Annotated in this window: 22 protein-coding genes; 11 read left to right on the top strand and 11 right to left on the bottom strand. The window is 40.2% G+C overall.

Annotated features, from left to right (window positions below; all coding sequences use genetic code 11):
* Positions 1 to 192: 192 nt before the first annotated feature.
* A complete protein-coding gene (locus DC498_RS22440) occupies positions 193 to 1,065 on the top strand; it encodes a sugar phosphate isomerase/epimerase family protein (RefSeq protein WP_116876403.1) in 873 nt (290 codons plus the stop codon).
* Positions 1,062 to 3,938 (top strand): PVC-type heme-binding CxxCH protein, encoded by a 2,877-nt coding sequence (locus DC498_RS22435; RefSeq protein ID WP_116876402.1) that lies wholly within the window; start codon positions 1,062 to 1,064, stop codon positions 3,936 to 3,938. Before DC498_RS22440 ends, DC498_RS22435 begins: the two co-directional genes overlap by 4 nt.
* Before the next feature lie 75 nt (positions 3,939 to 4,013).
* Here the strand turns inward: DC498_RS22435 and DC498_RS22430 are convergent, their stop codons facing one another.
* The 3 genes from DC498_RS22430 to DC498_RS22420 all read right to left on the bottom strand — a co-directional run bounded on the left by DC498_RS22430 (position 4,014) and on the right by DC498_RS22420 (position 7,348).
* Positions 4,014 to 4,469: a DoxX family protein gene (locus DC498_RS22430; RefSeq protein ID WP_116876401.1), complete on the bottom strand. Its 456-nt coding sequence runs from the start codon at positions 4,467 to 4,469 to the stop codon at positions 4,014 to 4,016.
* 72 nt (positions 4,470 to 4,541) lie between these two features.
* The gene (locus tag DC498_RS22425) at positions 4,542 to 5,702 is read right to left on the bottom strand and encodes a sialidase family protein (RefSeq protein WP_116876400.1); all 1,161 of its coding nucleotides are present in this window, start codon (positions 5,700 to 5,702) and stop codon (positions 4,542 to 4,544) included.
* Positions 5,703 to 5,728: 26 nt separating this feature from the next.
* Complete coding sequence (locus tag DC498_RS22420; protein WP_133176949.1) at positions 5,729 to 7,348, bottom strand: hypothetical protein; 1,620 nt, start codon at positions 7,346 to 7,348, stop codon at positions 5,729 to 5,731.
* A gap of 109 nt (positions 7,349 to 7,457) precedes the next feature.
* Between DC498_RS22420 and DC498_RS22415 the strand changes: the two genes are divergently transcribed.
* The gene (locus DC498_RS22415; protein WP_116876398.1) at positions 7,458 to 8,339 is read left to right on the top strand and encodes a hypothetical protein; all 882 of its coding nucleotides are present in this window, start codon (positions 7,458 to 7,460) and stop codon (positions 8,337 to 8,339) included.
* 90 nt (positions 8,340 to 8,429) lie between these two features.
* Positions 8,430 to 9,188, top strand: coding sequence for a hypothetical protein (locus tag DC498_RS22410; protein WP_116876397.1), 759 nt, complete (start codon positions 8,430 to 8,432; stop codon positions 9,186 to 9,188).
* Positions 9,189 to 9,227: 39 nt separating this feature from the next.
* Here the strand turns inward: DC498_RS22410 and DC498_RS22405 are convergent, their stop codons facing one another.
* The 3 genes from DC498_RS22405 to DC498_RS22395 form a co-directional block, all read right to left on the bottom strand.
* Positions 9,228 to 9,785 (bottom strand): DUF4126 domain-containing protein, encoded by a 558-nt coding sequence (locus DC498_RS22405; RefSeq protein WP_206197727.1) that lies wholly within the window; start codon positions 9,783 to 9,785, stop codon positions 9,228 to 9,230.
* A 27-nt stretch (positions 9,786 to 9,812) separates the two neighbouring features.
* On the bottom strand, positions 9,813 to 10,682 hold the full coding sequence (locus DC498_RS22400) for a DUF808 domain-containing protein (RefSeq protein ID WP_116876396.1): 870 nt from the start codon (positions 10,680 to 10,682) through the stop codon (positions 9,813 to 9,815).
* Between the two features lie 185 nt (positions 10,683 to 10,867).
* The gene (locus tag DC498_RS22395; RefSeq protein ID WP_255415859.1) at positions 10,868 to 11,125 is read right to left on the bottom strand and encodes an ISAs1 family transposase; all 258 of its coding nucleotides are present in this window, start codon (positions 11,123 to 11,125) and stop codon (positions 10,868 to 10,870) included.
* A 554-nt stretch (positions 11,126 to 11,679) separates the two neighbouring features.
* Between DC498_RS22395 and DC498_RS22390 the strand changes: the two genes are divergently transcribed.
* From DC498_RS22390 to DC498_RS22375, 4 genes are all read left to right on the top strand, one after another.
* The gene (locus DC498_RS22390; protein WP_116876394.1) at positions 11,680 to 12,459 is read left to right on the top strand and encodes a (Fe-S)-binding protein; all 780 of its coding nucleotides are present in this window, start codon (positions 11,680 to 11,682) and stop codon (positions 12,457 to 12,459) included.
* Positions 12,460 to 12,580: 121 nt separating this feature from the next.
* Positions 12,581 to 12,997, top strand: a complete 417-nt coding sequence (locus DC498_RS22385) for a hypothetical protein (protein ID WP_116876393.1) — start codon at positions 12,581 to 12,583, stop codon at positions 12,995 to 12,997.
* A gap of 119 nt (positions 12,998 to 13,116) precedes the next feature.
* Positions 13,117 to 13,632, top strand: a complete 516-nt coding sequence (locus DC498_RS22380) for a hypothetical protein (RefSeq protein WP_116876392.1) — start codon at positions 13,117 to 13,119, stop codon at positions 13,630 to 13,632.
* A 9-nt stretch (positions 13,633 to 13,641) separates the two neighbouring features.
* A complete protein-coding gene (locus DC498_RS22375) occupies positions 13,642 to 14,169 on the top strand; it encodes an FKBP-type peptidyl-prolyl cis-trans isomerase (RefSeq protein ID WP_116876391.1) in 528 nt (175 codons plus the stop codon).
* A 43-nt stretch (positions 14,170 to 14,212) separates the two neighbouring features.
* On the opposite strand, the gene DC498_RS22370 is transcribed toward DC498_RS22375, so the two are convergent.
* Positions 14,213 to 15,262, bottom strand: coding sequence for a phosphotransferase enzyme family protein (locus tag DC498_RS22370; protein WP_240628077.1), 1,050 nt, complete (start codon positions 15,260 to 15,262; stop codon positions 14,213 to 14,215).
* Between the two features lie 103 nt (positions 15,263 to 15,365).
* Here DC498_RS22370 and DC498_RS22365 point away from each other — a divergent pair, with 103 nt between their 5' ends.
* The gene (locus DC498_RS22365; RefSeq protein ID WP_116876390.1) at positions 15,366 to 15,887 is read left to right on the top strand and encodes a hypothetical protein; all 522 of its coding nucleotides are present in this window, start codon (positions 15,366 to 15,368) and stop codon (positions 15,885 to 15,887) included.
* 197 nt (positions 15,888 to 16,084) lie between these two features.
* Positions 16,085 to 16,747, top strand: coding sequence for a hexitol phosphatase HxpB (gene hxpB, locus DC498_RS22360; RefSeq protein ID WP_133176948.1), 663 nt, complete (start codon positions 16,085 to 16,087; stop codon positions 16,745 to 16,747).
* Positions 16,748 to 17,123: 376 nt separating this feature from the next.
* On the opposite strand, the gene rpsA is transcribed toward hxpB, so the two are convergent.
* On the bottom strand, positions 17,124 to 19,019 hold the full coding sequence (gene rpsA / locus DC498_RS22355) for a 30S ribosomal protein S1 (protein ID WP_116876388.1): 1,896 nt from the start codon (positions 19,017 to 19,019) through the stop codon (positions 17,124 to 17,126).
* A 142-nt stretch (positions 19,020 to 19,161) separates the two neighbouring features.
* Entirely contained in the window at positions 19,162 to 19,446 is a 285-nt protein-coding gene (locus tag DC498_RS26840) for an exo-alpha-sialidase (RefSeq protein WP_116876387.1), read from the bottom strand.
* Positions 19,447 to 19,910: 464 nt separating this feature from the next.
* On the opposite strand from DC498_RS26840, the gene DC498_RS22340 reads away from it, so the two are divergent.
* The gene (locus DC498_RS22340; RefSeq protein WP_116876385.1) at positions 19,911 to 20,363 is read left to right on the top strand and encodes a DinB family protein; all 453 of its coding nucleotides are present in this window, start codon (positions 19,911 to 19,913) and stop codon (positions 20,361 to 20,363) included.
* A 28-nt stretch (positions 20,364 to 20,391) separates the two neighbouring features.
* Here the strand turns inward: DC498_RS22340 and DC498_RS22335 are convergent, their stop codons facing one another.
* Positions 20,392 to 20,967 carry a YdcF family protein gene (locus DC498_RS22335; RefSeq protein ID WP_206197726.1) on the bottom strand — a complete coding sequence of 192 codons (576 nt, stop codon included), beginning with the start codon at positions 20,965 to 20,967 and terminating at the stop codon, positions 20,392 to 20,394.
* A 108-nt stretch (positions 20,968 to 21,075) separates the two neighbouring features.
* Entirely contained in the window at positions 21,076 to 23,463 is a 2,388-nt protein-coding gene (locus DC498_RS22330) for a penicillin-binding protein 1A (RefSeq protein WP_116876383.1), read from the bottom strand.
* Positions 23,464 to 23,472: the final 9 nt, after the last annotated feature.

The raw sequence follows: 23,472 nt of genomic DNA, 5'->3' as shown, positions 1-23,472 counted from the left end.
CTAAATTTATGCAAGTTTACAAAACCCGGTAAAAATTGATATATTTAATTATTGGACTATGAGCTGTCAGCCGTCAGCTATCAGCTTTGGGCGATCAGTGGTGACAGGTTTTAAGTTGCGGGTCTTCTTGGATGCTGATACCTGAAAGCTGATACCTGACCGCCCAAAGCCCAAACCTCAAAACCTAAAGCCATGTATTCACGTCGCCTGCTTATTAAGAAATCGTTGCTGCTTTCGTCGCTGATGCAAACAGGTGTTTTTAAAACCCTGATGGCTGCATCGTCAATGCCTGCAATTAAAATTGGCGCATGCGACTGGTCTATTGGCAAGAGCAGTAATGTGGAAGCTTTTGATGTAGCAAAAGAAATTGGTTTAGATGGTATTATGGTAAATATGGGTGGTCCTGATAACGACCTGCATATACGCCACAAAGAAGTGCAGGAGGCATATAAAAAAGCATCCGGGCGAACAGGCATTATTGTTTCAAGTCTTGCACTGGGGCTCTTTAATCAATATCCTTTTCACAGCGATCCGCGCACACAGGATTGGATAAAGTATTCGATAACAGCAGCTAAAAATCTTAATACCAAAGTAGTGTTGCTGGCATTTTTTAATGCGAGTGATCTGCGCAATGACGCATCAAGAAAGGAAGCAGCAATACAACACCTTAAAGCAGTAATGCCGCTTGCAGAAGAAACAGGCGTGATATTGGGCATCGAATCTTATCTCAATGCAAAAGAACACGAAGAAATAATGGATGCTGTAGGGTCTAAGAACCTGAAAGTATATTTTGATTTCAGGAATACGGCTGATGCCGGTTTTGATCCTGTAGCTGAATTTAAAAAATTGGGGAAAGACAAAGTGTGTGAACTGCATATGAAAGAAAATGGCTTTTTACTGGGCAAAGGAAGTGTAGACTGGAATGGCGTTGCTGATGCCGTATATGCAATGAATTATACCGGTAATGGCTGGATGCAGATTGAAGGCGCCATACCCAAAGGCGCGGAAACCGTTTTAAGTTATAAACATAATCTCGCTTACTTACGTAAATTATTTTATAAATGATTTTTAAACGCTTGCCTCTTTTCGCTGTATTTTTTTTATTAATAAGTATAAGTTGTAAACAGCCCTCAACGAAAGCCAAAACAGATTTACCTTTTTATCTTCCTGATGATCTTGAAGCTACTTTGTGGGCTGAATCTCCCATGTTTTTTAATCCTACCAATATTGATATTGACGCGAGAGGCAGAGTGTGGGTAACCGAAGCGGTGAATTACAGGAATTTCAACAATGATTCCACTAAATTTTTTCATCACGCTAAAGGCGACAGGGTAATGATACTGGAAGATACCGATCACGATGGCGTGGCAGATACTGCTAAATTATTTGTGCAGGATACCAGCCTGGTGGCGCCGTTGGGCATTGCTGTGATAGGTAATAAAGTATATGTATCATGTGCGCCGAATATCATTGTTTATACCGATGATAATGGCGATGATATTCCTGATAAGAAAGAAATTTTTCTCACAGGTTTTGGTGGAAAAGACCATGATCATTCTTTGCATGCGGTGCTTGCCGGACCGGACGGGAACTGGTATTTTAATACCGGTAATGCAGGTCCGCATATTGTAACGGATAAGAATGGATGGACGTTGCGGTCAGGAAGTATTTATACCGGCGGCACGCCTTATAATAAAAAGAATGAAGGCAATATGAAAAGTGATGACGGTAAAGTTTGGGTGGGAGGTCTTGCCTTGGGCATACAACCTGATGGTGCGGGTTTAAAAGTGGTCGGGCATAATTTCAGGAACGCCTATGAGCTTACAATGGATTCTTATGGTAATATATGGCAGAATGATAATGATGATGAAGTTGCGGCTTGTCGTGTATCATGGTTGATGGAAGGTGGTAATGCGGGTTTTTTTAGTACTGATGGCACAAGATCATGGCAGGCAGATCAACGGCCCGACCAGGATATATTTACAGCGCACTGGCACCAGGAAGATCCGGGTGTAATGCCGGTGGGCGACAGGAGCGGGGCAGGAGCGCCTACAGGAATAGTGCTGAATGAAGGTGATGCTTTAGGTGCTGCGTACCGCGGTATGCTGATGAGTGCTGATGCCGGAAGAAATGTGATTTTCGGGTATCTCCCTATTCGGGAAAAGTCAGGTTTTTTGCCAGGTAAGAGAACCAATTTTATTACTTCTCTCAGTGATGATAATCCTATGTATGTGTGGAATGACAGCGCTGCAAATACGCATAAGGAAAAATGGTTCAGGCCAAGTGATGTAGCGATAGGAACGGACGGCGCTATCTATATTGCCGACTGGTATGATCCAGTGGTGGGCGGTCACCAGATGAAGGATACTACAGGCTTTGGAAGAATATACCGCATCACACCCAAAAATAAAAAACTTACTACACCCAATATTGATTTGAGTAATACGGAAGGACAGATAGCTGCCTTCCGGAATCCGGCTATCAACGTACGGTATCTGGCATTTACCGCGTTGAAGAAACAAGGAGAATCAGTGATTGAACCGGTAAAGGCATTACTGAAAGATGAGAATCCATACATACAGGCAAGGGCCGTTTGGTTGTTGCCGCAGCTCGGAACGAAGGGTGTTGCTGAAACAGAACAACTGCTAAAGAGTGACAATGAAATGATACGCGTTACTGCGTTCAGGTCGCTTCGTGTAGCCGTACCTGATATATTGCCTTATGCTTTGCAATTGCAAAGCGATCCTTCTGCATTAGTGAGAAGAGAGGTGGCAGTTGCTATACGTGATCTATCGTTTGATAGAACGAAACCAGTTCTTATCGAACTGCTGAAACAATATGATGGCGAAGACAAATGGTACCTGAATACAATTGCCGCTGCGGTAAAAGGGCATGAGGAAGACTTATATGCCGAAATAAAACAAGTGTTTGCTGAAGGAAAAGCACCCGGTAAATGGGACGGGAAGATGACAGGCATAGCATGGGATTTGCATCCTGCGGCAGCGCTTGGCGATCTTTTGCAAAGAGCAACAGATTCAACGCTTGATGCTAAAGAAAGAAGGGCGGCTATTACAGCTATTGCTTTTATGAAAGACAAGAAAGCTGCTGAAACAATGTTCTCATTAAGCAAAAGTACGATGAAAGATGTGGCAGAACAGGCTTCCTACTGGCTCTCGTTCAGGCAGGGAAATGACTGGTATAATTTGCTTGACTGGAAAAAAATAAATGTAAATACCGGGCATGAGCGTAAAGTAGCTACAATGAAAGCGAAAATGCATGCGGTGCTGGATGAGGGACTGTCATTTGATGCGAGGAGATACAGGTTAAGAGATATGGCAAGAGATTCTGTAGGAGGACAAATGCTGATAGGCCTGGCTGCTGATAATAAATTTCCTAAGTTGCTTGTTCCGCCGATGGAAGAATACATTTTTAAGAACCCCGACCTTGCGGTGAGAGTACAGGCTGGTAAATATTTTAAACAGCCCGGCGGGCAAAAAGTATATCCGATTGAAGAGATTGCCGTATTGAAAGGCGATGCGGAATCAGGGAAAAAAGTATTCACCGAATTTTGTGCTTCCTGTCATCGCATTCAGCAAACAGGTAATGATATTGGTCCTGAGTTAACGAGTATCGGTAAGAAATTTGATAAGATTGGTTTGTTGGATGCAATCATCAATCCGAGCGGCGCAATATTGTTGGGGTACGAGCCCTGGCTTGTAAATATAAAAGACGGAGAATCTTTCTTTGGTTTTTTAATAAGTGAGAACAATCAATCCATCACTATAAAAGATGTGGCGGGAAAACAGCATATTGTTCCTGTTGAAAAAATAAGTTCAAGAAAAAAACAGGATAAGAGTCTGATGCCGGAACCTGCAGTGGCAGGCGTAACAGGGCAGCAACTGGCAGATGTAGCAACGTATTTGCTGGGGAGAAAGTGAGTTGGAGGTTAATCAGGGATAAAATGCACGGGAAAATATATGTAATGTATGGGCGGATACGTTCGAACAGCATTATTAATGGTAATCAATAGCTGAGAAATAAATCCATGCGATAAAAAATATTTGCAGGGGAATTCTGAACCAAAGATATTTTTTTCCTGCTCCTTCTGCTGTGGCTTTTTGATAATCTACTTTCTTGATGGCTGCATAAATATTGGCAGGCAGAATCAGTATAAAAAAAAGAATAAGGAGCCAGCCTGTCGTTGTTATTAAGTTTGATACCTGTAAACCTATTGCTGCAGCTATCTCTATCAGCCCCGTAAAATACACCACAGCCTTTTTGGCGGGAATAAAACCCGGTAACATCATTTCCATTCCTTTCGAAAATGCAAAATGGGCAATGGCGGTAAACAGTAACATTGCTGACATAGCTATTCTTGCGGAAAAAGCAGGATCATAATTGCCACTTATTGTTTTTACCGATAGTAATGCAATCCCAAAAACAAGGATCAAAATAATTAAAGGCTTCATAGCGTTTGCAAATTTCAGCAGAATGATATTACTAAAAATAGCTGTAGTTAAACTTTTAAGGCTTTTATATGTTTATTTTATTTCCAGTATAGTTCCTGCAATATAGCGTATACCGTTTTCTTGATTAAAGTAATATACGATTAATACTCGTTTGTTATCAAGTAGTACAGGCCATGTATAGCCGATATCACCATTGCCGCCATCTTCACGTAAAATAATTTCAGGCGCTGTTTTAAAATCAGTGCATTCCGCATTTAATATTCTTGCCCTTATACCCCAGGGTTTATGCCTGTAACCATATGTAAGCAGCACCCTGTTATCCGGAAGCCGCAGCGCATTTAAAGGATGTCCCTGGAAACCCATTGACTCCCATTTGAAAGTTTTGCCGCCATCTTTTGAACGGGCTATAACAGCATTATCATTAAAATTGGCAGTGCGGAGGAAACCAATGATATCTCCCCCGGGTGTTTCATAAACAGCGGCTTCATTAAAGGAAATGGCTGGATCTTTGGCAACTTCACTTTTGTATTGCCAGGTTAAGCCTTTATCCGATGACGTTAGCAAATAATTTGATGTTTTCTTTACACTGTCTGAACTGGCAACTATCCACAGCACTCTTCCATCCTTTGCTTCATACATTGCTCCACGGTTATATGCAGGCAGCTTTTGACCATAAGCATTGTAATGAATCTCAGCAGCTGTATGCGATGGGTAAATTGCATCGCTCCATGATTTGCCGCCATCTGTTGATCTTGTAAGATAGCCTCCAAGAAAAATATACCCACTGTTTTCAAAGTAGGGTTTTTTCAAATTCGGTATACCATCGGCACGTACCTGTGTCCAGCCGTAGCTTGCACATAATATTGTTCCATCTTTTAATTGTAGCAGGCAGGGATCCTGCGACCCTCCAAATGGATGTGCATACAGCAGTTCAGGGCTGGCTGACCAGTTTTCTCCATCTTTTGATCTAACCATTACCAGGTAACTGTTTTGATCAACATGATTGTTGCCTTTCTCTCCAAAAATCAGCCGGTTGGGCGCACGCCTGAATGCAACGATTAATTCTCCATCAGGCTTTTTTATAACAGAAGGGAATGCACAGTAAAATGCAGCGTCATTATAGATGATGAGGTCCTTTATTTTTTTTACGCCGGGAATGCTATCTGTATTGCCGTAAGTGCAGGTTATGCTCAACATCAGCAGGCAGTACCCGGTTAGTAATGCTTTAGTCATTATTGTTATAGTGCATTTATTGTATACTAAAAATAACCATAGTTTTTAATGTCGCCGTAATTCAATGCCAATTCAATGCGGAGCACCATTAAATTGTTACTTGCGGAGGAGAACAATAATTCGTTGTTACCTTGTTTTATATAATCGTGCGGTACAGCAAATGCCCAAACTTTCTGATCATTACTTAATCCTTTCCGCCTGTCGTATAGTTCCGGGTATGCGGCACTTGTATCTTTCAATATATATCCGTTTACAGATACAGAGCATGAATCCGTATCGCCTGTTCTTACAAATAGTACAATTTCCTTTGGCTTGTTCTTTTTAACATCATCGCCAACAAAAATATTCGCTTTATTATCTGAATGAATTTTTAATGGTAAAGGGCTGTTGGGCGTTAAGTCGTATGAAGTGGCACCATCAGACAACGTATAAATTTTGTTTCGTTTTTCTAATGTTTTCAATGAGCCCAGTTCCTGTAATAACTCAGGAGCAATAATCCTGCATACTACTGTTCCCTGTTCCGTTGTTAGTTGACCGCCAGCCTTATTGTAAGCAGTAAAAAAATAATTAAACAAATTTAAACCCGCCGCTCCCTGGGCAAGCGCATGGGAAGCCATTCCCCTATACATGCCATGCGAGTATACTTCGCGGGGATTATAGCCTCCGTCATCAAGTGTTGCATATACAGGAATTGCCTGGCCTGCCGCTTTCTTGAAATTTGCTACAGGCATGGCAGGCTCTCCTCTCCAATGCACGCCAAGCGTTATGAAATCTATTAATCCCAGTTTCACCCAGGTTTGTACATCCAGTCCTTTCTTTTTGCAATCGCTTATTGTTGAGGGAACACGGGCGGTAAGTAATATTTTTTTGTTATGAATTTTACCAACAGAATCTGTGATTTTTTTTACGGATTGGATAAGGTCTGTAATGAGCGGTGCATTTTGTTCTGCTTCACTTTTTTTAAAATACACTATAAAACGCATAAAATCCAGTTCATAGCCATCAATTAATGCGCCGTACTTCTCCAGTTGTTCTCTTATGATGTTCAGTTTGTGATCTCTAACTTCTTTATGAGCAAAATCAAGCGCGTTGCGGCTGTTCCAGCCAGCTAAGGTGGTATCATTCGTCCAGAACTCTGGATGTTCACTCCAGAAATCACTATACTGGAGTGAACAATGAGTGCTGGTGTCAGCAAAGTGCAGATCATTCATTCTATAGGTTATAAATGCTTCCAGTTGTTTTTCTTTAGCTCTCTTTACTGTGGCTTCAATAATATCAGTGCCTTGTTTTTCAAGTGCTGCTGCATTGTTATAAAACCTTCGCAATGCTTTATATAGAGCAGTATCATTTATACAACTCAATGTTGCATTTTTATCATCGCCGATTAACCTGCCATATTTTGAAGGGTAATAAAAAAAATCACTGCCTGAGCATATCATAAATGTAGTTACCTGTGAATGGGCGATCATATCTACATATTGATTGACATCTGCAATCGTAAGCGGGCGTTGATCAAACCAATTGTTCCCAAGTATTTCACTGCCATCATTATTGTATATTAAGCGGGAGGCGTTAGAGGAATAGCTGACTGTAGTTTTACAGCCTGAAATTGCAGTAAGCAGAAAAAAAATAATAAATCGGATCACAGTTTTTTTTAACAATTAAAGCATTTATATTGATATGGCAAATAATAATTGGTTCTTAAGGCATTCAGAAAATTAAGAAGCACCCAGGCTGTTTTTAAATTAAAGATTCATGCATCATCTTGTACTTTATCTGCTTTATTTAATCAATGCAGGGCTTAATGCTCAACCTGATTGTTTTTCCTGCAGCAATGCTCCCGAAGGAACAATATTTTGTGACGATTTTGAAAATAAGGAAGATTTGCGGGAAAGATATTTTGCATACGATGATGATGATGGCGATTTTATACTTATGGAGAATGCTGGGAGAAATGGAAGTGCCGGAATGCGTGTAAGATGGCAGAAAGGAGAAGTAGATGCAGGAAAACTTCATAAAGCTATTGGCAGATCCCCTGACCCTTATATGAGCCATGCCGCTATGCCTGACAAAGATTTTGATGAAATATACTGGCGTATGGATATTAAATTTGAACCCAACTGGCAGGGTGGAGGAGGGGATAAGCTTTCCAGGGCTACTGTTATTGCAGGGAGAAACTGGCAGCAGTCTATGATTGCACATATATGGTCTGGAGGAAGAGTTGCTGATCATAATTATCTTGTAATGGATCCCGCAAGTGGGATAAATGATAAAGGGGAACTGGTAACCCAGCGGTATAATGATTTCAGGAACCTGCGCTGGCTGGGTAATAAGCGAGGTGTAAATGATATTTTTAGTGATGTTAAAGCAGGTAAATGGTATTGTATTGTAGCCCATGTAAAATTGAATACTCCCGGTAAAAGTGATGGTATATTTGAATTTTGGATTGATGATGTTTTGCAGGCCGGCAGCTATGATCTGAACTGGCATGGAGACTGGAATAATATACCCGGCAGCTATAAGATCAATGCGATATTTTTTGAAAACTATTGGAATAAAGGTGCTGTAAAGGATCAGGAAAGATATTTTGATAATATAGTAATCTCCACCCAACCCATTCCGTGCAATTGTAAATAACCCTGCAAGTTTTTATAAAGATGGGAATTTTGTTTTTTATGCTTACATTAGAAAAGGAAAGTTACCGGTAAGAAATTAAAATGGTTGCTTATGAAAAAAATATCCTCATGGGCTATGTATCATGCCGTGCAAGCCCGGCTGATAATGCTGCTGATTAAAATCGTGCTCTTCTTTTTAGCATTATACACAGGAAATCAATTGCAGGAGCAGGGTATATATTTTTCTGATAAAGCTTTCAGTCTTGTTTTATTATTTTTCATTGTTGCAGTGTTTATTTATCCCGATAAACGACAAAAGAAAGTTTACTTTGAATACCGTTATTATATCAGGCAGAAAATAAACGATTTTATTATTGCGCTTTGCTCATTTTTTATACTGATCATTACATTTAATACCAATTTGTTTTCGCAATTGCATAATTCAGCCCATGCAAGTATAGTTTTTCCTGAAAGGAATAATAATGTGGTTGTACCTGGTAAGGATGGTAAGCAAGAAAAGCTTTCAATAAAAGAATGGCGGAAGTTAAAAGCAGGATTGAAGAAGCAGCTAAAGCGATTAGTAATAACGAAGCCCGGCGAAAGTGGAACAGGAAAAAATAAAGGTTGGAAGCTTGCTCTTGCTATTTTTTCAGGAGTTGTGTTAACGGCGTTACTGGCGGCATTAGCATGTAGTATAGCCTGTAACGGATCTGAAGTTGTTGCTGTTATTATTGCCGCGGTAGGTCTGACTGGTATAATTTTCGGACTGATAGCATGGATAAAATCAATTTACCGCAAAAGGAGTATCGTACGGCGTCGGGGTAAAAGAAAGATGAATGAGCCGGTGATAACAATAAATATGGCTAAATAATGTACATGATGTATGTTTTATTGTGAGACATGAAATGACTCATATCCCGGCTTTCAGTTTTTTTCTCCGTAAAATAAAAAAAAGCAATACCAGCACTGCAATTATCGCTAAAACAGGCAGGAGTAATGCCATTACCGAAAATCCGATTGATGCGCCATTTTCGGCCGTGGTAACAACCGGGTTTCCTAGTCCACCTGTAGTTGCAGTGGAGCCCAAACGCAACAGCCCCATGCCACTATGAATAATACCGGCAGTACCCCCGCCTGCCAATAATGCCAATCCCCATTTAAGCGCAGGCTCCCACTCAGCAGATATAAATGAAGCACTTAATAATGTACCGGCCGCAACGGCAACAGGCATTGCGATATGATCTAAAACATTATCAAGCCAGGGAATATAATATGCGGCAATTTCTGCAATGCTTGCAGTAAGTAAAATGTAGAATGCTGTCCATCCATTCAGCCATTCAAAGCCATTACCAAACTGATGAAAACCTGTGAGTGCTGCAATATTTGCAGCAAGTAAGGGAATGAAAATCCTGAAGCCGCTGCTTGCAGCTAACCCAATGCCAATACATATGGAAATGAACAGAGACATATTTATAGTTAGCTTTATAAGTGAATCTTACTTCCTGATAGCCGAAATGATTTTTTTTATCCCCGCCACTATTATCACCACTATTAACCCTGCAATAAAACCAATGCCAGGTTCTTTAATGATTGACGGCACCTCCGGAAATGCATGATGCAGGTAATCAATGTTGTGAACAAATATACCTCCGGAAACCAACAATAATGCAATAGTGCCAATAACCGCTAAAAGCTTAATAACAACCGGTAGCGATTTAACTAATAATTTACCAACTTGCGATAAAGCTCCTTTGCCGTTTGACTGTTTTATAAGTTTATGGCCGGCATCATCCATTCTTACAATCAATGCAACCAGTCCATACACACCTATCGTAGCAAGAATGGCAACAACAGAAACAGCTATAATTTGTATTGCCAGTGTTTTGTCTGAAACTGCTCCTAATGCTATAATTACAACCTCAACCGAAAGAATAAAGTCAGTTGTAACAGCGGATTTTATTTTATTTTTTTCCGCGATTGCAGCATTGCCTTCTGTTTCCTGCTCTATAACAGAATGTTTCTTAGGTGAACGGTGAAACAGGTATTCTATAATTTTTTCTACACCTTCGTAGGCTAAATAAAATCCTCCCAGCACCAAAATTATTTTAATGGCAACAGGAAAAAAAGCATTGAGTAGTAAGGCAATGGGAACAATAATAAGCTTGTTCAGAAACGATCCTTTGGTAATTGCCCAAAGCACGGGTATTTCGCGGGAGGCAAGAAACCCTGTGGCCTTTTCTGCGTTCACTGCTAAATCGTCTCCTAAAATTCCTGCTGTTTTACGTGTAGCGATTTTACTTGCTGCTGCTACATCGTCCATTAATGCGCCTATATCATCCAGAATGGCAAAAATACCTGATGGCATTCTTTCAATGTTTGGTTAAAGAGGGTAAATATAGAGCAAAATTATTTTGAGGTGAGGAAGTTGATTTTGAATATTTTATTAATTATGACCTGAAAAAGTCTTTCAGGTCAAAATATTCATCAGGTCTGAATTTGTTTAGCTTTTTTAAATGGTCTTTGTAATGGTCGGGAGGCTCAGTTGTTTGTTCAAAGGCTTCTTTTATTATCATCAGGTAAATGGGGCTTGTTCTCCTTTACTGCAAGTATATAATCTGCTTTATGATCAATTATCTTTTCAGCAATTTGTTGCCGACAATCCATTGCATCTATGTTAATAATAGCCTCTTCCAGTGCTAATAAATCCAGCAATGCAGGAATAGGAGTGATCTTATTGCTTTTCTCATCGGTCTTTACCTGACCCAGAACCATATTGCAGGCATTGCACCAGGCGCAGACCATACGTATGAATTCCTTTTGCCATCAACTACACTATTGCTTAACCGTTTACCATCAATGCTCACAACAGGTGTATTCGTAATTTGGGGCAAGGCCCTGAACCCACGATATAAAGCAATGCCGGAGTTCGTGCAGACCAGGAGCAGCAAAAACACGGTTGAAGGTATTATATGATGGAATGCTATTGGGCAATGCTAAAAACTGTTTAAGTCAATCGGATTTCTGTTGTCTGTAAAACGCTATCTTATCCCAATCATCACAGCCGCTTATTACCGCATAAAATAGTGATGCCAATTATATCTTTTACGGAATGTAATATAGTGCGATCGACTTTCGGAACAGTTAAGTCATCAAAGAATGATAACATTTTTTAAATGCATATATCGGTCTTCGTCCATATCCTAAAATCATTTCAGGATAACTTTTCAGACTTTTTCCAACTCCCCTCGTTATACACATTTGTGAATAGCGTAAACTAATTTAGATGCGTTTACCCTGGTAACTTTAGCGGTTGCAATAGGATAGTAATAAATTTCGTTTAGCTTTGAAACAAATTATTGCCTATGCGTGTTCCGGTAATGGCAGAATTATTTGCAAACCAGGAGAATCCTGAAATACTCTTTTGGGTAGGTTGTGCCGGTAGCTTTGACCAGCGTGCACAAAAAATTACTAAGGCGTTTGCTACTATCCTCAATAAAACAGGCATTAAATATGCTGTTTTGGGGAAGGAAGAGCTTTGTACAGGAGATCCTGCACGCAGAGCCGGCAATGAGTTTTTATTCCAGATGATGGCATACCAGAACATTCAGGTGTTGAATAATTATAACATCAAGAAAATAGTAACTGCCTGCCCGCATTGTTTTAACACACTCAAAAATGAATACCCGGAACTGGGTGGCAATTACGAAGTAATACATCACGCCACATTTTTGCAGCAATTGATTGATGAAGGAAAGATAAAAATGAAAGAGGAGGGAGGTTTTAAGGGGAAACGGATCACCTATCACGATAGTTGCTATTTGGGACGCGCCAATAATATATATGAAGCACCAAGAAAAGTGCTGGAAGCTTTGGATAGCGAACTGGTTGAAATGAAACGCTGCAAAAGTAAAGGCTTATGCTGCGGCGCCGGTGGCGCGCAAATGTTTAAAGAGGAGGAGAAGGGAACAGTAAGAATAAATACTGAAAGAACAGAAGAGGCTCTGAGTGTTAATCCGGCAGTTATTGCTTCTGCCTGTCCCTTTTGTAATACCATGCTTACGGATGGCGTGAAAAGTAAAGAGAAAGAAGAAGATACTAAAGTGCTGGATATTGCAGAGTTAGTAGCAATGGCGATGGAATAATTTGAGAATTAATGAATTTAAAAATGTGGGGCGAATGTGGAAATGCGATTGTATGGAAATGTGAAAGATACCATATATAAAAAGAAAACCGGAAACCCTAAAATCTAAAATTTCAAATCTTTTGCGTTACGGAAAAAACATTTTGATTCTTGCGTTGGCGATAGGCTTATTCCTGTTCTTTTACATTCGTTATGTAAACAAAGAAAGAAAGGAGAGCATCGCGCTGTTGCTTAATCAGCCCAGCACCGGCGACATATACAAAATCAGGTATACAGATTATAACAATAACCGAACTGTAAGGTATTTCAGGGTGGCTGAGGTTACCAAAGATGAAGTGACATTTTACCGGGGCAAACTGAGTGCCTGGAATGTGAGCGATGTGTTTTTAAACGAATTTGACCTGAACCGGATTGAGACGTTTTCAAATGATGATCTTAAATTATTGGGAAAAGGGTTATATAACAGCGATGAAATGCGAAAGGCAGAACTGGTAGAAATTGAAAGGAAGACCGGGACTCCTCCGCCAAATAGCCTGTAGGTATTTTAACTATTGTTCTGCTTCGTGGTGGGAACAAAGGGGCGCAAACCAATATGCATTGAAAATTTGAAATACGTACACGCGATAGGCTTTTCCAATCCTTTCCGTATTTTTGCAGGATGGATTTACACTATCAACAATTACTTCCCGAAGATTTTGACCCCCTTTCCAGGGTGTGGATTTACCAGGCAAACAGGAAGTTTATGCTTTCTGAAGTATTGGCAACAGAAGAAATACTGAATGAATTTGTTGGTAAATGGAATGCACATGGCTCGCCTGTAAAAGGGTTTGCAACTATATTCTACGGGCAATTTGTTATATTGATGGCTGATGAAACACAAACCGGTGTAAGCGGCTGCAGTACCGATAGCTCTGTAAGAGTAATAAAGGACCTGGAGCAGCGGTTCAATATTGCTTTATTCGACAGGCAATTACTGGCATTTATAAAAAATGATAAAATAGAACTGTTGCCTTTACCGCAAATTCAGTATGCGGCTGAAAATGGTTTCGTTCAACCGGATACATTATATTTCAATAATACCGTGCAAACAAAACAGGAGCTTGAACAAAGCTGGATCATTCCTGTAAAACAAAGCTGGCTTGCAAGGAAGATCAATTTTACAGTAACACAATAAAAATAAAATATGGTTGTTGAAAAAGATAAGGTAGTAAGCATTCAATATACCGCCAGCGATGAAGCCGGCAATATTGTTGACGGCAATCTGGAATTTGAACCGCTTGAATACCTGCATGGTCACGGTAATATTCTTACCGGACTTGAAAATGCACTTGCGGGTTTGAAAATAGCTGAAGAAAAGAAAGTAACACTTACGCCCGGTGAAGCTTATGGAGACTTTAATCCTGAACTGGTGTTTGAAGTGAACCGTCAGCAATTTCCTGAAGGAGCAGATGGTTTGCAATTGGGTTCTATGGTTCAGGCTTCCGATGGACAGGAATTGATTGTTACGGATATTGATGGAGATAAGATCATCCTGGATGGTAATCACCCTTTTGCAGGAAGAACATTGCAGTTTGCTGTAACCATTAAAAATATCCGGGAGGCCAGCACCGAAGAAATTTCACACGGGCACGTGCATAATGCGCATACGCACCATCAGCACGAGCACAAGGGAGATGGAAGTTGCGGACATGGCTGTGGATGTTCACATTGATAATGATACGCCTTACACATTAATAAGATGCCGGGAGGGATAGCTACGCTATAGCTCTCAGCATTTCTTCTTTTTCAAGCAGTCGCTTTAATAAAGTAATCTGGTTTTTTGCCCTTACAAAATTATGCCCGGGGTATTTTGATCCATAATAAACATCATTGTTTATATAATCTGCTATAAAACGTAAGGCCTGCATATATATCAGGTAACAACCTCCGTCAAAAAAGCTTTTGCATTCAGCTTCACTTAAATCACCTTCCATGCCGGCAAGGTATCCCTGTACTATTGCTTTATAATACTCGTTTCGTATTTCAATTTTGGAAAAATCTTTTTCTTCTTCACTAACTGGCGACAGGCAGGTACGCATCATATCGCCCACGTCACTTGTAAAATAACCCGGCATAACGGTGTCGAGATCTATCACGCATATGCCCTTATCATTCTCGTCAAACAATACGTTGCTGATCTTTGTATCATGATGCGTTACCCTGATTTTGAAATCAGGGTTATTTTTCATCGCTTCGAACCTTTCCACCATATAATGTTTCTGCTCTAACCAGGCAATTTCTTCCTGCGCCTCTGTTATTCTTTCTTTATTTCCATTCTGCAACGATTGTATAAACTGGTTATAACGTAGTGTGAGATTATGAAAATCAGGAATGGTTACTTTTAACTGTGATACGGGAAAATCATTCAGCACATGTGTAAATCTTCCGAATTGCCTGGCTGCTTCAAAAGCCTGACCGGGGGTTTGAACCACATCTACCGTATGCGATTGTTTTACGAAAGGTACAAGCCTGAAATACCCTTCTCCTTCTACAAAATGAATATCATCACCCTTATTTGTAAATACATTGCGTACAAAAAAGTATTCGGGATATTGCTTTGCAAGATAGGAACCTATCAATCGTATGTTATATGCAATGTCTTGCGGAGCTTTAAAAACATTATGATTGATCCGTTGGAGAATATAAGCCTTGCCGTTGTTTTGATTTATTTTCCAGGTATGATTGATCAATCCGGACCCGAAAGGAATTACTTCCAGTTCCGGAGCGGTAAGGCCAAATTCCTGAAGTACATTTTTAAGCATCATTCGAAATTATTTAAAAGTATAGGAAAACAACAAACCCCGCGGCTATAAATTGAATAATCTTAAAAAATCACACAATCGTTTTCGTAAATTGGGAGTTAATATTATGGATTTAAAAGCAGCTATTTTAAAGGAACATTCAAAAAAACAATGTGAATACATTGTAAAGTATATCGGCAAGGATCAAAAGAGGTTTGATGCGCTGATAGCTATTTTTTTTAATGATGAATACCGCGTTGTGCAAAGAGCAGCATGGCCATTAAGCTATAGTGTAATCGCTCATCCTGAGCTCATTAAAAAGCATTTGAAAAAAATAATCCTGAACCTGAAAAAACCAGGTATACATAATGCTGTAAGAAGAAATACCATCAGGCTTTTACAGGCTGTTGAAATACCAAAATCATTGCATGGCATGATAATGGACCTATGTTTTCAATACATAGCTGACCCGGAAGAGATGGTTGCAGTGAAGGCTTTCAGCTTAACCGTGCTTGCAAATCTTGCAAAGCAATATCCTGAAATCATACCTGAGTTAAAACTTACTATTCAGGATCAGATGCCTCATGAAACTGCCGCTTTTAAGTCGAGAGCTCAAAAAATATTAAAGCAGTTTGATAAGGGGACTTGATATCTGAAACAAATAGAAAAGAATCGGGTGCATTTCAAACCTTCACAGACGTTAACTTTCCGGTAGATGGTACACTGACTGGTAGCGGAAAATGCGAGCGCAGATGCCTCGTGCCGCCGCAGCAGTACCTATATTCGAAAATTCGAAATGTGCCCAAAGAATCTCCGCATTCTGCTGCCTGGTTATATATTTGCGCCATGAAATCAGATGCAGTTATATTTGATATGGATGGGCTTCTTATTGATTCAGAGCCTTTATGGGAGGAAGCAGGAGCCGAGCTTTTAAAGGAATTTAATATTGAGCTTACGCCTGAGCAGTACCATAGTTCCACGGGTTTGCGTACTGTGGAGTGGATAGCGCACTGGTTCAACTTTTTTAAGATAGAAGAACAGTATGCGAACAACGCGGTAACAGGTATTATTAATAAAGCCATTGATAAAATTGAAAAACATGGCGTTGCTATGCCCGGGGTACCTGAAATATTTGCTTTTTTTAAAGACAGGGGATTCAGGATGGCGATAGCTACATCTTCGCCCATAAAGCTGGCAAATATTGTTGCCGATAAATTAAATATCCGGCACTACCTGAGTAGCATAACTTCTGCCGAAGCATTACAATATGGTAAGCCGCATCCGGAAGTATATCTTAATTGCGCCATGCAGTTAGGCGTTTCACCATCTCAATGTATTTGTTTTGAAGATTCATTTAACGGAATGATAGCGGTTAAGGCGGCACGCATGAAATGTGTGGTAGTGCCGGCGCCATCTGTTTTTAATGCGGGTAAATGGGATGCCGCTGATCTGAAACTGCAAAGTTTAGCGCAGTTTGGAGAAGAGCAATTGAATGGGTTAATGCAATAAATATCGTTATTGTAACCTGTTTCCACAAATAAAAAAATCTTTTTTTCTTCACTACAGTCTCCTACCAGCATTGTGTTTAGCCGGACGTTGTGAGTTTTGTAATCCGGTTTCTAATACAACAGCATAGCTTGTAATCTCGAATTAACCCTGCTTATACGCCACGTCCCCGTCTGCTTTGTGCTAATGCTCAACTTTTGGTTATATGGGAGACGTGGCGGCGAAGGTAAGATAATATCTGCCCGCGCATTAATGAAAAGTAACTGGTGTACGGATTACAGGAGGGGTACTATTAAAATAAAGAAATCCGCCGGCTATACACCAGGCGGATTTTTTATTTGTGGATAGAGACAAAGCATGCTTTGTCTCTGCCAGGAATTTATTCAGCGGATTTTTCTTCTCCGCCCTGCTCCATTTTCTTTTTCAGTTCAGCGAGTACGCCAAGATCTCCGAGTGTGGTTTTTTCAACCTTGCCCTGGATGTCTTTAACTGCTTTTTTGGTTTTAGCAGCTTCAGCTTTTCTCTCTTTATTCTCTGCTTCTTTTTCGTCAGCCTTAGCCTGTTCCCAAATGCGTGTATGGCTTAACAGTATGCGTTTTTCGTTCCTGTCAAATTCAATCACTACAAACTGTATTGTTTCATCTGCACCAACTGTTTTGCCATCTTCTTTAAAGAGGTGACGTGCAGGTGCATAACCTTCCAGTCCGTAAGGTAACTGAACTACTGCGCCTTTATCATCTTTCTTGATTACAGTGCCTTCGTGTATGCTTCCAACAGCGAAAGTATCCTGTAATGCATTCCAGGGATCTTCTTCCAGCTGTTTGTGACCCAACTGTAATTTGCGGTTTTCCTTATCTATACCGAGGATGATAATGTCGATTTCGCTGCCAACCTTAGTGTACTCACTCGGGTGGTTAAAGCGTTTCAGCCAGCTAAGATCACTGATGTGGATCATGCCACCGATACCTGGCTCAAGCTCAACAAACACACCGTAAGGCGTAATGTTTTTTACCAGTCCTTTATGACGGCTTTCAACCGGGTATTTGCTTTCGATCTCATTCCAGGGATCAGGAGTAAGCTGTTTGATAGAAAGACTCATCTTACGTGAATCTTTATCAAGCGTTACCACCTTAGCTTCGTGCTCATCACCTAATTTGAAGAATTCTTTAGCATTGATAGGGGTATTAGCCCAGGTAATTTCACTTACGTGAACCAAACCTTCAACACCAGGCAGTATTTCAAGGAAAGCACCGTAATCTTCAATGTTCACTACTTTTCCTTTTACTACTTTTCCTTCGCTGATGGTTTCAGGCAATGTATCCCATGGGTGAGGCGTAAGTTGTTTCAAGCCTAAGCTGATGCGTTTTTTATCATCATCAAAGTCAAGCACAACCACGTTTAATTTCTGATCCATTTTCAACACTTCGCTCGGATGGCTTATGCGGCCCCAGCTGATATCAGTGATGTATAACAGACCATCTAAGCCGCCAAGATCAAGGAATGCACCGAAGTCGGTAATATTCTTGATAGTACCTTCAAGTACCTGGCCTTTTTCAAGCTTGCTGATGATCTCAGCGCGTTGTGCTTCAATATCGCTTTCAATAAGAGCTTTGTGAGATACAACAGCGTTCTTAATGGTTTCGTTGATCTTAACCACTTTAAACTCCATTGTTTTACCAACAAACTGATCGTAATCAGTTACAGGCTTAACATCAATTTGTGAACCAGGTAAGAAAGTTTCCATACCAAACACATCCACAATCAAACCACCTTTTGTTTTGCTGGTAACCACACCGGTAACTACTTCGCCTGTCTTGTGTATTTCAACTATGCGCTCCCATGCACGTGTAATACGCGCCTGTTTACGACTAAGATGAAGATGTCCTTCCCTGTCTTCTTTTTCTACTACCATTACTTCAACAGTATCACCTACTTTCAAGCCTGGCAGATCGCGGAATTCGTTCAATGAAACCAATCCATCGCTTTTGAAACCTATGTTTACTACAACATCGGTTTTAGTAAGGCCTACCACAACACCTTCCACCATTTCATTATCTGTAATGGTCTTAAAAGTGCTTTCGTATACTGCATCGTACTTTTCTTTTTCTTCTTTTTTATAAGAAGATACGTTGCGTTTGTCAATGCTCCAGTCGAAATCGTCGTGAGCAGTTTCCGGTTCGGCCGGTACCTGTGCAGGTTGATTTGTTATCGCTGTAGGTGCGGTTGCAGCCTCCTGAACATCAGCGTTTGAGTTAACAATTTGATTATCTGACATGATATAAACCCAATGCTTTTAAAAAATTGGGACGGCAAAGGTAGGCAAAAATGCAGAAATGGCAAGGCTTTCGGAGGCTTTTTATGCTTAAAAACGGCTGTTTATTAATAATAAAAGCTCAGTTTTAATATAAAACCGGCATTTATTGTAGTATTCTTGCCGGATCTACCACAACATATTTAACAGATTTTACTTTTTTGTCGTTATGATAAGAGTATGTCATGTGCAAAAATCCATCTTTTCCCTGTATAAGTGAGGGATAAGAATAGCCGCCCTCGTTTTTTTCATGATTTTCAATAGCGGTTCTCCATTTCCAGGTTTTCCCTTCATCGTCAGACAGATACAGGCTTAACCGGTATCGCCCATCATCAATATCATTACCAGGGAATGCCCATTTTCCATCACGTAAAAATAAGCGATTGTTCAGTTACGGGAGACTGCGCGTATATTGATGTAGTTAAGCAGGTAAGCAACAGAAAGCCTGAAATTCTTTTCATTATTAAATGCTCTTTAAATAATACAAAGAGCGGGCAATTTTTTTTATTAGCCGGGAATACTATCAATTCTTATAATTAACCATTAAGATATTAAGAAAATTAAGTAAAAAGCCTTAATGACCCTTAACTTCTTAATGGTTTTCAAAACATGTATTGCTTTTTACGAACTAAATATGGTTTCTGTTAATAAATACTCATGGTTGTAAAAAACTTGCCGGGATAAATATTGAAAAAGGCGTTCCGGAAAAGTACTTTTATTTTAATAGCATATGATCAATGCTGAAAGCTGGATTTTTCAAATAAAGTTCAAAACAGGTAAATACAAAAATTTATTTCTGATAATTTAAATGCTGATATTGCGTTCATAATCGCACAGTATATCAATGAAAAAATCATGATCACTTTACATCTTATTCCGCTTTTTCAGAAAGATCTCGATAAGCTAAAAGAAGAAATTACTTTATATCCCAAAGACGAATTATTGTGGCAGGTTAAAGAAGGCATTACCAACAGCGGCGGTAATCTTTGTCTTCATCTTACCGGAAACCTCCAGCATTACATTGGCGCCGTACTGGGCGATTCTGGCTATGTACGTAACCGCGATGCGGAATTTCGTTTGAAGAATGTACCAAGAGGCAAACTATTGGAAGATATTGAAATTACACGTGCGGTAGTAACCGATACACTGGAACAACTCTCTAAAAATGATCTGCAAAAAGATTATCCACTGCCTGTAATTGATGAAAAAACAAATACAGCTTACTTTTTGTTGCACCTGCTCGGGCATTTGAATTATCATACCGGGCAAATTAATTATCACCGCAGGATTGTGAGCGGGGGGCTATAGGCTGTGTCAGCTATCAGTTCATGTTACCCTAACGATAGGCTGTTGTATCTATATTTCCCCTGATGGTGCCCCGGAGCCGGCGCCAGAAGCTGTCTCTTTCCTTTATTGAAATAAAATCTTCCTTAAATGCTTTTTCATAAGGAATAGAAGGAGTGATCATAGCCGGCTGCAACATTTTTAAAGTATCAGTTACAAAAGGAATTATTGCAACATCTTTACTCACTTTTTTGCGGATGAATTTCCTGAGCATTTTTGTTTGAAAAGGGTCTGATGCCAGCGCGACTTTTTTAAAACCGAGTTGCAATGCCTTTTTATACCCGTAAAATATGTTTTCAGTGCTATGCTCTGCTTTGGTTTCCGTATAGATATTTGCTTTGGGAATACCAATAGCTTCAGCGTACATGGCCATTATTTCTGCCTCACAATATGGTGTATATACCGCGGCGCCCGAGTATATTATATTTTGGGCAATGCCTTTATCAAACAAAAATTTTGACCAGTATACACGTCCTTTCATAACGGTATCCCACTGGTTGTTTTCAAATTGAATGCCCGGAACAACTATTACATCATATGGAGCATTTGCCTCAGCCTTTTTCAACAAACGCTGGCTGCTTTTGGCAGAGTAAGTGCATGCGGCAATTAAGCAGTAAGAGAATAAGATTATTGTACCAGGGCAATTACGATAAAGCATTTGTTTTAGCAGTAGCTGCTAATTTTTATCTTTTTTTCCAAACAGGCGTTTAAAAAAGCCTTTTTTCTTTTCGCCGGTTGAAGAATCAGTTTTCTTTTCTTCTTTTTTATTGCCCTGCGCTTCCATTTTTATCCTTTCTTCTTCTGAAGTAAGCTTGGATTCCGTAGGAACCCTTTCCCTTCCATCGCTAACAGGAACGTCAATATACTGGTTGGATTCGCTCTGTCCTGCATTCTCACCTTCAACAAATGGAGTATCTGTTGCAGGTTCGCTCCAATCCTGTATCATTTCACTCTTGATGCTTGCCGGTACTACAAATCTTTGTTTCGGATCAATACCCAGCGTTTTATCCTTATATATTTCCTGGAAAAAATAGGCCCATATAGGCATTGCCATCTGGGCGCCCTGTCCAACATAGTTGTTTGAAATACGCAATATCGGGTCATCAGCTCCAACCCATACGCCACCTAATAATTGAGGAGTAAATCCCATAAACCAACCATCAGCGTTATTGTTGGTGGTGCCGGTTTTACCTGCTATTTCGCTTGTTATGTTATATGCGCTCCGCATAGATTTACCCGTACCGAAATCTACTACACCCTGCATCATCCTGGTCATAATATAAGCGTCAGCTTCGCTGATCACTTCTTTATGTGTTGTATTAAAAGCTTCCAGTACATTGCCGTTGCGATCTTCAATCCTGGAAATATAAATGGGATCAGTATGCATTCCTCCGCCAGGGTACATGCTATATACGCCTACCATTTCCAGCAGTGAAAGATCTGCGGCGCCAAGCGCAATAGAAGGGTAGGGAGGTATTTTACTTTGTATACCTGCCTGGTGCGCAAATTCAACCGTTCTGTTTACACCTATTTCATTCATTAATTTGGCAGCGGCAGTATTTATGGAAGCTGCAAGACAATAACTCAGCGGACGCGTTCCTGTATATTTTTTATCTGCAATTATCTTTCCGCCAAGATTGACCGGGTCGAGCGGAATAGGCGTTTCAGGCGTGTAACCGTTCATGATGGCAAGTGTATACAGAATAGGCTTAAATGTAGAGCCTACCTGTCTTTTGGTTGAATAGTTGGCATGATCATATTTATAAGTCTTGAAATCAATACCGCCAACCCATGCCCTCACTTCCCCGGTAAGCGGATCTGTTATCACAAAAGATGCCTGCAGCATCTGCTTGCAGTATTTAATAGAATCCAGTGGCGACATTACGGTATCCTTTTCCCGCTTGCTGTTCCATGCAAATACTTTCATTTGTGTTTTTTCATTAAATGCCTTCCGTATATCGGCTTCTTTAATGTCATCATCCTTCATCTTTTGCCAGCGATCGCTCGACTTCATAGCTTTTTCCAGAACAGCTTTACCATCTTTTGTTTTCCAAACACTGCCATCTTTAATATTTTTCTGGTTGTCAAAAACCTTTTGAAGATTTGGCATATGTCTCGCCACTGCCATCTCTGCATACAATTGCATACGGGGATCAATGGTTGTATAAATTTTTAACCCGTCTTTGTAAATATCATACGGTTCACCGGTTTTTGGATTTTTATGTTCTTTGCACCATTTCCTCAGATCGTTGCGCAAAACATCAATAAAATAAGGAGCCAGGTTGGTGTTCTGCGTCATTTTTTCGTATTTCAGATCAATGATCGTAGTTTTTATTTTAGCAGCTTCGGCAGCAGTTATATAATTATTCCTCACCATCTGGTCTATTACGGTGTTTCTTCTGTCTAACGATTGTTTGGGGTTTGTTCTCGGGTTATAAGTACCTGTAGCTTTAAGCATCCCGATCAAAACGGCTGATTCCGCAACGCTCAACCTGTCGGGCTCTTTCTGAAAGAATGTTCTGGAGGCGTTCCTGATACCATATACATGATCACTGTATTCAACTGTATTAAGGTATAAAGCAATGATTTCTTCCTTGGTAAAATTTCTTTCCAGCTTAATGGCAACGATCATTTCTTTCAACTTCTCAATCATCCTGGAGAGTGTGTTTTTGCTGCCTTGCCCAAGCATGTTTTTTGCCAACTGTTGTGTAATGGTACTTGCACCACCTTCACTGCCAAAATAAAATACCGCCCTGGCAAGGCTTCGCCCGTCAATACCTGAATGCTTGTAAAAGCGCTCGTCTTCTGTGGCAACAAGCGCATTCAGCACATTAGGTGAAATATCTTTGTAGGGAACATTTGTTCTGTCGGTGATATAGTATTTCCCCATTAGTCTTCCATCCCTGGCAAGTACCTCTGAAGCCGATAATATGGATGGATTTTCCAGCTCAGAAAGTGAGGGTAATTTCCCAAATACACCCCAGCTTATCAGGAGGATAAATAGAATGCCACATCCCAGTCCTATAAAGAAAATTCTCCACAAATATTTTTTCGCTTTAGCCATAGCTGTAAT

The organism is Terrimonas sp., from assembly GCF_003075435.1.
GTDB lineage: Bacteria > Bacteroidota > Bacteroidia > Chitinophagales > Chitinophagaceae > Agriterribacter.
The sequence above is the reverse complement of the archived record's forward strand: the minus strand, read 5'-3'. Positions and strand labels throughout refer to the sequence as shown.